Source organism: Plesiomonas sp. (assembly GCF_051650925.1).
In the GTDB taxonomy this organism is placed as follows: domain Bacteria; phylum Pseudomonadota; class Gammaproteobacteria; order Enterobacterales; family CAMTGL01; genus Plesiomonas.
On sequence record NZ_JBOFRH010000191.1, the window covers coordinates 1 to 12,130 of the forward strand.

At 48.4% G+C, this 12,130-nt stretch carries 11 protein-coding genes and 1 pseudogene; 6 read left to right on the forward strand and 6 right to left on the reverse strand.

Annotated features, from left to right (window positions below):
- A pseudogene (locus ACRC27_RS04640) lies at positions 1 to 444 on the reverse strand (glutathione synthase); the annotation flags it as partial.
- 14 nt (positions 445 to 458) lie between these two features.
- On the reverse strand, positions 459 to 1,193 hold the full coding sequence (gene rsmE / locus ACRC27_RS04645; RefSeq protein WP_438622386.1) for a 16S rRNA (uracil(1498)-N(3))-methyltransferase: 735 nt from the start codon (positions 1,191 to 1,193) through the stop codon (positions 459 to 461).
- Between the two features lie 236 nt (positions 1,194 to 1,429).
- On the opposite strand from rsmE, the gene ACRC27_RS04650 reads away from it, so the two are divergent.
- Genes ACRC27_RS04650 through ACRC27_RS04665 form a run of 4 tightly spaced genes read left to right on the forward strand, consistent with a single transcriptional unit; the run spans position 1,430 to position 4,873 of the window.
- The gene (locus tag ACRC27_RS04650; protein ID WP_438622385.1) at positions 1,430 to 1,942 is read left to right on the forward strand and encodes a MarR family winged helix-turn-helix transcriptional regulator; all 513 of its coding nucleotides are present in this window, start codon (positions 1,430 to 1,432) and stop codon (positions 1,940 to 1,942) included.
- The gene (locus tag ACRC27_RS04655) at positions 1,939 to 2,163 is read left to right on the forward strand and encodes a DUF1656 domain-containing protein (protein ID WP_438639299.1); all 225 of its coding nucleotides are present in this window, start codon (positions 1,939 to 1,941) and stop codon (positions 2,161 to 2,163) included. The genes ACRC27_RS04650 and ACRC27_RS04655 overlap by 4 nt, the downstream gene beginning before the upstream one ends.
- Before the next feature lie 49 nt (positions 2,164 to 2,212).
- Complete coding sequence (locus ACRC27_RS04660) at positions 2,213 to 3,223, forward strand: HlyD family secretion protein (protein WP_438622383.1); 1,011 nt, start codon at positions 2,213 to 2,215, stop codon at positions 3,221 to 3,223.
- A gap of 3 nt (positions 3,224 to 3,226) precedes the next feature.
- Complete coding sequence (locus ACRC27_RS04665; RefSeq protein WP_438622382.1) at positions 3,227 to 4,873, forward strand: FUSC family protein; 1,647 nt, start codon at positions 3,227 to 3,229, stop codon at positions 4,871 to 4,873.
- Between the two features lie 104 nt (positions 4,874 to 4,977).
- On the opposite strand, the gene endA is transcribed toward ACRC27_RS04665, so the two are convergent.
- The 3 genes from endA to metK all read right to left on the reverse strand — a co-directional run bounded on the left by endA (position 4,978) and on the right by metK (position 7,597).
- A complete protein-coding gene (gene endA, locus ACRC27_RS04670; RefSeq protein ID WP_438639300.1) occupies positions 4,978 to 5,706 on the reverse strand; it encodes a deoxyribonuclease I in 729 nt (242 codons plus the stop codon).
- 53 nt (positions 5,707 to 5,759) lie between these two features.
- The gene (locus tag ACRC27_RS04675) at positions 5,760 to 6,317 is read right to left on the reverse strand and encodes a SprT family zinc-dependent metalloprotease (protein WP_438639301.1); all 558 of its coding nucleotides are present in this window, start codon (positions 6,315 to 6,317) and stop codon (positions 5,760 to 5,762) included.
- A 125-nt stretch (positions 6,318 to 6,442) separates the two neighbouring features.
- Entirely contained in the window at positions 6,443 to 7,597 is a 1,155-nt protein-coding gene (metK, locus tag ACRC27_RS04680) for a methionine adenosyltransferase (protein ID WP_438622379.1), read from the reverse strand.
- Positions 7,598 to 8,434: 837 nt separating this feature from the next.
- On the opposite strand from metK, the gene speA reads away from it, so the two are divergent.
- Together speA and speB are read left to right on the forward strand one after the other, a co-directional pair.
- Entirely contained in the window at positions 8,435 to 10,408 is a 1,974-nt protein-coding gene (gene speA, locus ACRC27_RS04685) for a biosynthetic arginine decarboxylase (RefSeq protein WP_438622378.1), read from the forward strand.
- 88 nt (positions 10,409 to 10,496) lie between these two features.
- On the forward strand, positions 10,497 to 11,417 hold the full coding sequence (gene speB / locus ACRC27_RS04690; RefSeq protein ID WP_438622377.1) for an agmatinase: 921 nt from the start codon (positions 10,497 to 10,499) through the stop codon (positions 11,415 to 11,417).
- A gap of 97 nt (positions 11,418 to 11,514) precedes the next feature.
- Here the strand turns inward: speB and ACRC27_RS04695 are convergent, their stop codons facing one another.
- Complete coding sequence (locus tag ACRC27_RS04695) at positions 11,515 to 11,904, reverse strand: DUF3461 family protein (protein ID WP_438622740.1); 390 nt, start codon at positions 11,902 to 11,904, stop codon at positions 11,515 to 11,517.
- Between the last annotated feature and the right edge of the window lie 226 nt (positions 11,905 to 12,130).

Here is a 12,130-nt window from a genome sequence, read left to right on the forward strand (position 1 = left end):
GCGGATCATGTCAGCGCTGCGGCTAACCAGCGTGGTCGGCGTGAGTTCAGGAAACCAGGCGGTGAACAGTTTTTCGTTACAATCACGCAGGCTTTGTGGCTTATTGACAATCAGCGTACCTGTCTCTTCGGCGCGTTCGAGAATATAGGTGGCGTAGATGTATTCGGTATCAAACGGCGGGTCTTTACGCATCAAAATAACATCAAGATCGCCCAGAGAGATCTGTTGCTCAGTTCCAAAATCATACCAGTGCTGTTTATCGTTTTGTACGGTCAGCGTGCGGGTGCGGGCTTTGGCTTCGCCGCTCTCTAAATAGAGGTCGGCCATTTCCATATAGTGCAGCTGATAACCGCGTGCTTGTGCTTCTTGCAGCATCGCAAAGCTAGAGTCTTTTTTGATGTTGATGTCCGCAATCGGGTCCATCACGATACCCAACTTAATCATATGTACTCCTTAACTTAACCGAGGTCGCCAAAGCGAACTTGTAGTGCGGTAATCGCAGTAAGCGCCGCAGTTTCTGTGCGTAATACCCGTGGGCCGAGCAGCGTTTCGGTAAAATGATAGGTCTCTGTCATGCCTATCTCTTCTGCCGATAACCCACCTTCGGGGCCAATCAGCAAACGTACACCGGCAGGCGGCAGCGCAGGCAGTGTATTAATACTGTAGCGTGCGCGCGGGTGTAAATTTAGCTTTAAGCTGCCATCTTCTTCGGCACACCACTGTTCAAGTTTCATCAGTGGGCGAATCAGCGGTAGGGTATTACGTCCGCACTGTTCACAGGCAGCAATCGCAATTTTTTGCCACTGCTGGATTTTTTTCTCCATCCGTTCGGCATCGAGTTTAACGCCGCAGCGCTCAGAAATCAGCGGCGTGATCACGTTCACACCTAGCTCGACCGATTTTTGAATGGTGAACTCCATTTTTTCACCGCGTGAAATCACCTGTCCAAGGTGCAGTTGCAAAGGGGATTCGCGATCATCAGCCTGTTGGTCGGTGATATTCACCTGCACCTGTTTTTTGCTGTTTTCGGTGATGCTGGCACTGAACACCTGATTGCTGCCATCAAACAGCGCGAGTTGATCGCCAACTCGCATGCGCAGTACGCGTCCGACATGGTTGGCGGCATCGTCTGACAGTGCGACAGTTTGCCCGATCTCTATATGATGAGGGTGATAAATACGTGGTATGCGCATAGGTCACTAGTGATATGTAGTAGTCAATTATCTGGTCATCTTAACATGCCTCTCGGGGCGCTGCTGCTTTGTATCAAAACTTGTTTTTATGTGATCTAGGTCTTGCTGTTAGTTAGCTGGCTAACTATAATCAAAACCAACAAGCTGTGTGAGCTTTGTTGCATTGGGCATCATCAGGCCAATATTGCGGCATACTATAACGTGTATCTGCAAAGGGCTTATTGTGAGGTGAGCGCGTGACAACACAACATCGTTTAACATTAAATTATTGTGAGAAACACCTTCCGACACTGGATCTAGAGCGTATCCGCTTATCAATAGATTTTTTTGAAGAGATCGACAAATTACGTCTAGGCTTAGTAAAGATAGCAGAGCTGTCGGGTCAGCAGGCGGGGCGTTTTTATATCCTGCGCGTACTGTTTGTTACGCCGGATCATGCGCTTTTACCGAGTGATTTAGCTGAAATTCTGGGGGTAGCGCGTGCATCTATCACCAAGCAGCTGGGTATTTTAGAGGGGCAGGGCATGATTGAGCGGCAAGTGAATCCTGATGATCGCCGTTCTGTTTATGTGCACCTGACACCTGTTGGGCATGCGTTTATGGCAACTGAATTACCATTGTATTTACAACGGGTTGATCGTGGCTTAACTGATTTTGAAACGGCCCATTTTGGTGCTGTAGTGAAACAGTTACGGCGGGTATTAACCGGTATCGAACATGAGTTAACGAGTACAAGTGATCCCCTATGAGTCTGTTTCTCTCTGATACGTTTCTTGCTCATGATGTGGTGTTTTTTGACATCTATATTCCACGCTTGGTAGTGCTGGGTTTACTGGCATTTATCACTATGTCTTTGTTGATTCGCGTTATTTCACGCCGCCAGTGGTTACGCCATGTGTGGCATCCCCGCTTAGTGCTCTGGATCAGCGGTTGTGCGCTGCTGGCGCTGTTCAGTTTACTGTATCAATAAGCCTGATCCGCAGGTGAGTCTCATTCAACGAATAATATAAGAAGTGATTATGTCTGTAGATATCCGTCGCCGTAAGGTTTTTGTTTCGTTCGGGGTTATTGCGGTTGCGCTGCTGGTGATCGTGGGGGCTTATAAGTACCACACTAGCTCACCACAGACCCGTCATGCGGTTGTCCGTGCCAATATTGTCTCATTAGCACCAGAAGTAAATGGTGCGATTGTTGAGGTGGCGGTAACTGATAACCAGCCGATCACCAAAGGGCAGTTACTGCTGCGTATTGACTCGCGCCCATATCAGTTAGCGGTGGATAAAGCGCAGGTTGATCTGGCCAGTGCACAACAGCAAGTTCAGCAGCTTCAGGAAGGGGTGAATAACGCGCGGGCCAGTGTAGAAGCGGCGCAAACCCGTTATCAATATGCACAAAAAGATTTATCGCGGGTTCAGCGTTTGTGGCAGCAAAAAACACTGTCACAAAGCAGTTACGACCAAGCCCAGCGTGATGTCAATATCGCCCTGTCTGATTTACAAGCTGCTCGCAGTAAACAAGCTCAAGCACAGGCTCAACTGGGTATCGTGGGTAAAAATAACACCTTATTGCAAGCTGCGCGTGTGGCACTGGCAAAAGCACAACTCGATTTGGATCGTACCAGTTTGTATGCCGTTGCCGATGGGTTTGTATCATCTGTGAATATTCACGCAGGTGACTTTGCGCAGGCGGGGAAACCGGTTATTGCACAAGTTGATGCCGAGCATATGTGGGTTGAAGGGGCATTTTCTGAAACTGATCTGGCGAAAATCAAACCCGGCATGAAGGCTGATATCACCCTGATGGCTTACGGAAACCGCGCTATTCCGGGGCATGTAGACAGTATTGGCCGAGCACTCAATCCGCAGGATATGGGCAGTGCAAATAGCCTGATCCCGAATCTGCCTAAAGTGTTTGACTGGGTACGTTTGGCGCAGAATATACCGGTTAAAGTGGTCTTTGATCAGCGGCCGGAAGAGTTACAGATTTTACCGGGCCTGACTGCCACGGTGAATTTGAAAGCTGAGCAATAAGTGATGAACCGACACCGTTTTTGGCGATCACTGCGCCTGACACTGGCTTTGATCCTAAGCCTATTTTTGGCGATGGGGTTAGGCATGCACAACCCGTTATGGGCACCCACCAGTGTACTTATGGTGGAAGCCGGTACGGTGGGTGAAGCGCAAATGCGTTGGTGGCAGCGTATTGCCGGTACTGTTTTAGGTGTGGTGTGGGGCTTTTTTACAGTCTGGAATTTTATTCAAGAGCCCGTGCTGCTTATTGCGGTTTGTAGCTTCAGTATTATTGTGTTGGCGTATGCCAGTTTGGTCCACTTTGCATGGCAGGACTTTTGGCGCTGGGTGATGGTCGGTTTTCTGATCATGATCAGTTACGCGATTTTAGATCCGGAAAGCTCTTTCAGTGTGATGATGGATCGTATCGGCTGTGTGTTTATCGGTGCGACAACTATCTATGTATTCCACGTACTGTGGCCGCTGGAGGTTGGCAGCAGCCATCAGGCGCAGCAAAAGGCGCTGCTTCACTCACTGCAGCAGTGGCTAAATGAACCGCCTGCACAAGTGTCAAAATACTTTTTCGCGCTGCTCGGTGATCTGCGTGCTTTACGTTTTCGGTTATCACGCAATTATGGCGATTATCGTGTGCTGCACGATCCACAAAAACGGGCAATCGGCACGTTATACGGGGTTGAGCAACTGGCACGTCATCTCTATGCATGGCGGATAAAATATCCGGTGCCGGCATCCGGCGAGCTGGCATGGGTATCAGCACTGATTCAGGCGCTGCATGATGAACAGCCGTTACCGGTCGCTCCGTATCCGTTCAGGGCCGGTTCACTGCTCGATTTAATGCAGCAAGATGCTAAACAACTGGTTTCCGGTCAGGGCTGCTCGAAAAGTCTACTGCGCTGGCAATGGCAAAATCGTTTGTTAAAAGCGGGGGTTGATTCGCCACTCCTTAGCGCATTTGCTGTTGGGTTGGTGTGTGCCTTGAGCCTGATTATCTGGCGTTATACCGGCTGGCCAGGCGGGAATCTGGTGGTGCTGCTGGGCTGCGTTTCACTGCTGATGTCACAGTATGCAGAAAAAGTACCGGCGCGGTTATTTTTGCTGCCGCTGTTTATCGGTAGTGTGGTGCTATTCCCGATTTTTGTACTGGTGATGCCACGTGTCGGCACAGATAGCGGCTTGATTATTATGCTTATAGTGGTGTATTTGCCTCTTGCATGGTTGCTGCATGGCACTAACCGGTTGTTGGCGGTGGTGGGGTCACTGATGTCGGTAATGATCAACTCCGGCAGTAATAACTACATCCCAAGTGAGCTGTATGTTCAGCGCTTTTTTGTGATGTGCTGGGCGTGTTTGGGGGTGTCATTACTGTTTCCACTGGTGCAGCATATTCTGCTGCCTGATGACACTGAAACCCGTTTAAAGAACCACTTCCTTGCGTGGCATCAGGAGTGGCGGCACTGGTTGTTGCAACCGAATGCACGGGATATCAGCCGTCAAATTGCAAAACTTGAACGCCGTACCGATATTATCTTGGCGTTATATGGCCGTTTACCTCAGGATAAACAGTCAAAATGGCAGGAGAAGTTAGCACAACTGCCGTTACTGATGGCCAGTGGTCAGCAGTGGAGTGCTAAAATTGCGGTAACTGGGTAAATCAGTTTATTGAGCCATTCATGTTAACGATGAATGGCTCATTTTCAGCACTATTCAGTACATTTAAGTCAGTACGTTTAAGTTAAGTCTATTCTGTTTCGCGTTTAGTTCTGGCCTTTACCGGCTTGCAGACACGCTTTTTGAACATACTCATTGTGGTTGCCCTGTTTTTTCGCAATCAGATTATCGCGTTTGCACTCCCAATCAGTAACTGGATAGGTTTTATCCCATGCGGTCATCAGTTGGGTTTGCTGGCGGGATAGACGCAGATCGTACTGATCACGCATATAGAAATAGGTTCGAGCGATCGCACCACGCGCTCTAACTGGCGGCTCTGCTTGCTTGGCTTTAAAATCAACCTTCATATCACATTGACCATACTGGCCTTCTCCACCATTCCATTGCGAATACTGGAAATTACTGCGATCACCATTTAGCTCACCAATTGATGGCTGCAAGTTATGCAGGTCTGACTCCATTTTTCTAAAACGGGTATCACTTTCACACGCTTTACGCCCGCCGTCTTGCCAGCATTGCAGTTGATGGCCAAACTCCCAAGCTGGAACAACGTGCTCCCACTCAATACGGTTGGCTCGGTTCTCATTTTTGCGCACCTGATAGCCAATAGCATTCAGATCTGGCACCATTTTTTTTCCCTGCCAGCGGATAGGGGCATCGCAATAAAATGTGTACGGGTGTTCACGCGCAATCTCTGCCGCGACCACTTTGGCCTGACGAAATGTCTGTGGCGCAGTGGTTGCCGCCTGTGCAGGTGAGATCAGAATAGGAAGAGCAAAAAGAGAGTAACCTACGATGTGACGCAGCATAATCATAAACCTGTGTCTTATTGTTTTGGGTAGAACCTGATATTGATCGTAGCTGATAGTCAGGCAAGTGGCGTTAAAATTTCACCACAGTGTACGCAACGGTATTGTGTTTGCTGCCGCAAAATACGGTTATGACGGCGTACCGTCAGCGCATGTTGCTGACAACTGCATTGATAAGGGAATGTAGCTCCGCGTAGCGAGCTGACGTTAAAGCTGTGCGTGCGTTTTGCCGGTTGCCCTAAAATGGTTTGCATCATCCAGCGCCACTCTTGTCCGTGTGGGGAGACTCTGGTTCGGCAACGGGTATTTGTAGGGGTACGCTCTTGCCCTACATTGCGCTGAATAAAATGCAAATGCACCAGCAAATGAGCAACTTCATGTGGGATCACTTCATCAATAAAGGTCTGCCCATTTTCGGTCAATAACACCGGATTGAGCCTAATTTCCCATTGCTGCAAATGTGCACTGCCTGCTGTCATTCCGCGCTGACGATAATTGAGCACAGGCATTGGAATAGCATAATGCAATTGCTGTTCGGCCAGTGCAATACAGCTTTGCAACCGTTGTAAAACCTGCTGCTGCAGCGCTATGGGAACGGCAAAAGTGCGGGCAGTCATGGCAATCGCTACGTATCAAATCAGACAGATAATAAAAAACCGGGCACATGACCCGGTTTCGAGAGTGTTAACGCAGTAACGGCAAAAAGCCTATCACAGCACTGTAGGAATGACCACTGTCTGACTTATTTCAGACCCGCGGCTTCACGCAGCGCATCGGCTTTGTCTGTTGCTTCCCACGGGAACTCTTCACGACCAAAGTGGCCGTATGCTGCGGTTTTCTGGTAGATTGGCTGGATAAGATCCAGCATCTTGATCAGACCATATGGGCGCAGATCAAAGAACTCACGGACCAGCGTAATCAGCAGCTCTTCAGCCACTTTTGCTGTGCCGAAGGTTTCCACCATGATGGAAGTGGGTTCAGCCACACCGATAGCATAAGAAACCTGAATTTCACAGCGATCAGCCAAGCCCGCAGCAACGATGTTTTTAGCAACATAGCGTGCAGCGTAAGCGGCAGAACGGTCAACTTTTGACGGATCTTTACCTGAGAATGCGCCGCCACCGTGACGTGCTGCACCACCGTAGGTATCTACAATAATTTTACGGCCAGTCAGACCGCAATCGCCCATTGGTCCGCCGATAACAAAACGGCCCGTTGGGTTGATGAAGTATTTGGTCTCTTTTGACAACCACTCGGCAGGCAGTACTGGCTTGATGATGGTTTCCATCACCGCTTCTTGCAGCTCTTTGTGGCCGATAGACTCGCTGTGCTGTGTTGACAATACCACCGCATCAATGCCGACAACCTTGTTATCTTCATACTTGAAGGTCACTTGGCTCTTTGCATCAGGGCGTAGCCACGGCAGAGTTCCGTCTTTACGCACCTGAGCCTGACGCTCCATTAAACGGTGTGCGTAAGTGATAGGGGCAGGCATCAGCACATCAGTTTCATTGCTGGCATAACCAAACATCAGACCTTGGTCGCCTGCGCCTTGCTCTAGCGGATCTAAACGGTCAACCCCTTGATTAATATCAGGAGATTGCTTACCGATTGCACTTAACACAGCACAAGAGTTTGCATCAAAACCCATTTGTGAGCTGGTATAACCGATATCGCATACCGTTTTACGTGCTAGCTCTTCTACATCAACCCATGCTGTGGTGGTGATCTCACCGCCAATCAGTACCATGCCGGTTTTAACGTAGGTTTCACAAGCCACGCGTGCTTTAGGATCTTGCTTCAGAATGGCGTCCAGTACGGCGTCAGAAATCTGGTCAGCAATTTTATCAGGATGCCCTTCGGAAACGGATTCCGAGGTAAACAGGTGTCTTGTCATAAGATGCCAAGCTCCGAAAAATCAAAAAAGTAAAAAAAGTTGCCCGTTGTCATGTGTAGACATATCCACAAGCAGTCTCTTGTGGATGTATCCACATCTGGATGGCTATTCTAAATTCCCCCCGACGGTATTGCTAGCAAATTTTTTTGCAAATCGTTTCTTGTGATTACAGCGGCATTTCTAGCAAAATTTCGCTTTGCATTTAGACGCAGATCTCGGTATAAATCGCGGCGCATTCTGACCGATTTTATTACGCGTACAGATATGGCATGGTATAAGGCAGGCAGCGGTTCTACGCTAAATAGTACTGCGTTTATTTTATTAACCAAATGCGTAAGCAAGAGGTGGTTTTACCCCTTGGGACCTGTGGTTATACAGAAGCACTCAAGGATGAATGGAGATCGTGAACATGCACTCATCTTGGCTATTGCCTGATTTATCACGCAACGTTGCTTCTTTTATGCGGCGTACTGGGTTCTTGTTCTGTTCTTTATCGCCCCTTGTGCTTATTCACACCCGAACTCCTCTGCGAACTCTCTTTTCTTCTCTTATCGCTTTCATCCTGCGCACGCAGCAGCCCGTAGTATGGCCGCTGGAAAAATCACAAAAGCGATACGCTGCGTAGTGATCTTTTTTCATTTGATCTGTATTGATTGTCATTAATGCCACACATGCTGTTTTATGCAGATGTGCGACGTATTACGTGCAGAATTCAGATATTGGTGATGATTTCAAACCCCGCGGGGGGATTTCCCCGTGACTCCAACCCAGCGCTGCCTGAATTTTCAGCAGTATGTGCTGGATGCCGTTAAACTGTCATGCAAGGGTTAGAAAGCAATGACAGATATTTTGGTCGAGCACGCCACTACGGTGAGCCACAATGTCACTTCACACCAGATAAAGGAAAATACGATGCCGAACCGTACAGCCGTTAAAGCTCTACGCACGTATAACGTTGCTCATTGGGGCGGTGGGTATTTTGATGTCAATGAACTGGGGCATGTTACTGTGTGTCCAAATCCGGATGTGCCACAGGCACGGGTTGATTTGGCCGATCTGGTACGCGAGCTGCAAAACGAAGGGCAGCAGATGCCAACACTGTTTTGCTTCCCGCAAATATTGCAGCACCGTTTGCGCTCTATCAACGCGGCATTTAAGCGTGCACGCAGCGATTTTGGCTATGAAAATAACTATATGCTGGTTTACCCGATTAAGGTAAACCAGCATCGCCGAGTGATCGAATCACTGGTCAGTGCGGGTGAACCACTCGGGCTTGAAGCGGGTTCAAAAGCTGAATTAATGGCCGTTTTGGGCCATGCTGGTTTAACCCGCAGCATTATTGTCTGTAATGGCTACAAAGACCGTGAGTATGTGCGTACCGCACTGATCGGCGAAAAGCTCGGACACAAAGTCTATCTGGTGATAGAGAAGCTCTCTGAAATTCAGCTGGTGCTGGAAGAGGCGAAAAAGCTGGATGTGATCCCACGTTTGGGCGTGCGTGCACGTTTGGCTTCACAAGGCTCAGGCAAGTGGCAGTCATCGGGCGGCGAGAAATCGAAATTTGGCCTGTCAGCCGAACAGGTATTGCGTTTGGTTGAGATGCTGCGTGCAGCAAACAGTATTGAAAGCTTACAGCTTTTGCACTTCCACTTAGGATCACAGCTTGGCAATATTCGTGATGTTGCCACGGGTGTACGCGAAAGTGCGCGCTTCTATGTTGAGTTGCACAAGCTGGGCGTTAACATTGAGTGTTTTGACGTTGGCGGTGGTTTGGGTGTTGACTATGAAGGTACCCGCACTCAGTCAGATTGCTCGGTAAACTATGGCCTGAATGAGTATGCCAGTACTGTTGTTTGGGGCATTGGTGAAGCGTGCCGACAAAATAATCTGCCACACCCGCTGATTATTACTGAATCTGGCCGTGCAACAACCGCACACCATGCGGTTCTGGTCTCGAATGTTATCGGCCTTGAGCGTCATGAGCCATCAGAACCACAAGCGCCGGCGGCTGATGCACCACGGGTGTTGCACAGCATGTGGGAAACGTGGCAAGAGCTGTGTCAGTCATTAGATAAGCGTTCATTGCGGGCGTGGTTGCATGAAAGTCAGTTTGATCTGTCTGATGTGCATACTCAATACTCGGTGGGGGTGTTGAACCTGTCTCAGCGCGCTTATGCTGAGCAGCTACATCTAGCACTGTGCATTAAAATCAATAGCTTATTGAGCACAACCAACCGTGCTCATCGCCCTGTTATTGATGAGCTGCAAGAGCGTCTGGCCGATAAACTGTACGTGAACTTCTCTCTGTTCCAGTCAATGCCAGACTCGTGGGGCATTGATCAACTGTTCCCTGTGTTGCCACTTGAGCATCTAAATGAAGCACCAACCCGCCGCGCTGTACTGCTGGATATCACTTGTGACTCTGACGGTGAAATTGATCAGTATATTGACGGTGATGGGGTAGAGACCACGATGCCGATGCCGGAATATGATCCGGAAAATCCGCCATTACTGGGCTTTTTTATGGTCGGTGCGTATCAGGAGATTTTGGGCAACATGCACAATCTGTTTGGCGATACCGCCAGTATGGATGTGCAGGTGTTTGAAAATGGTGATGTGGAGGTGTATGCCTCAAGTGACGGTGATACCGTAGCCACAATGCTGGAGTATGTGCGTCTTGATCCTGAAACCTTGCTGGGTCGCTATCGTGATCAAGTACAGGCATCCGGTCTGCCTGAATTGTTACAACAGCAATACTTGTCAGAACTTGAAGCAGGTCTTTACGGTTATACATACTTAGAAGAGATTTAACACTGGAAGCAGAGCTTCCAACAGATTAAAATCTTCGCCGCCAGCCGCGTAAAATCGTGGCGCACTGTTTTTTTAAGTTGAGGTATTTATGAGCACCTTAGGTAATAAACCAGATATGTCTCTGGTTTCCAACGCATTTGGCTTCCTGCGTTTGCCATTAAACTTTATGCCATATGACAGCGATGCTGATTGGGTAATTACCGGTGTCCCATTTGATATGGCAACCTCTGGCCGTGCGGGTGCACGCCACGGTGCCGGTGCTATGCGTCAAGTGTCTACCAACCTAGCATGGGAACATAACCGTTTCCCATGGAATTTCGACTTCCGTGATCGTTTGAAAGTCGTTGACTGTGGTGATGTTGTGTTCAACTTTGGTGATGCACGCGACATGAGCGAAACGCTGCAGGCGCACACTGAAAAATTGCTGGCTGCCGGTAAGCGTTGTCTGACTTTCGGTGGTGATCACTTCGTGACTCTGCCACTGCTGCGTGCTCACGCGAAGCATTTCGGTAAAATGGCGCTGATCCATTTTGATGCGCACACTGATACCTATGCATGGGGCTGCGAGTTTGACCACGGTACTATGTTCTATACTGCACCAAAAGAAGGCCTGATTGATCCAACCAAATCAGTGCAAATTGGTATCCGTACCGAGTATGACCGTGACAACGGCTTTACCGTACTTGATGCACCACAAGTAAATGATCGCACTGTTGAAGACATCGTTGCTCAAGTGAAATCTATTGTGGGTGATATGCCTGTTTATCTGACATTCGATATCGACTGTTTGGATCCGGCACACGCTCCAGGTACTGGTACTCCGGTTATCGGTGGTATCACTTCAGATCGCGCACTGAAAATTGTTCGTGGTCTGCAAGGTCTGAATATCGTGGGTATGGATGTGGTTGAAGTGGCTCCGGCCTATGATCACGCAGAGCTGACTTCTCTGGCAGCGGCAACGCTGGCTCTTGAGATGCTGTACGTACAAGCGGCAAATAAAGGCGAGTAATACTCCGCTTTATCGCATGAAAAAAGCCTCGTGATCCACGAGGCTTTTTGTTATCTGCACTATGCGTAATGCATCGCTAATCGACATTTTTCACGGTTTAACGCTGCTTGGTCAAGGTCTCAAGATCTGCTTCGATTTCAGCAATTTTGTGGGAAACCACTTTTTCTAAATGACGTAAGTCAGACAAAATCTTCTTCTTCAAATCCAGTTCAGCACTGTCTTGTGCACAAATCTGATCCAGCTCTTCAATCAAATGACCTAAATTGGGGTTAATTTCGGTGATCTCTTTGTACTCTTGCGCAGTACCCTCAATTGGAACTGTTTTTGGCTGACGCGGATATTTGAATTTTACACTTTTGGCAAAAAACGCGCCTTTTTCCTTTTGAAAGTAGATTTTCAAAATATCGCAGTAACTCTCTTGACGCAGGCTATAGCGGTCAATCTCTTCTGGGTTGGTAATACCTAAATTCTTCAAATGTTCGTACATATGTTGCACCTATTGCAGCAAAATGGGTTGTTTATCTTGTCTGGTTAATAGAATGCGGCATATGTTGCTTTTTTGCTGTGATCCGAGCGAAATTAATCAGGGAAAAGTTTCCATGTTCAGTATGCTTGAATAGCGGAATAGCGGAATAGCGGAATAGCGGAATAGCGGAAAAAACACCAGTGGCGATAAACCGCACACTGGTGTTATGTCATTTACTTACTCGTCA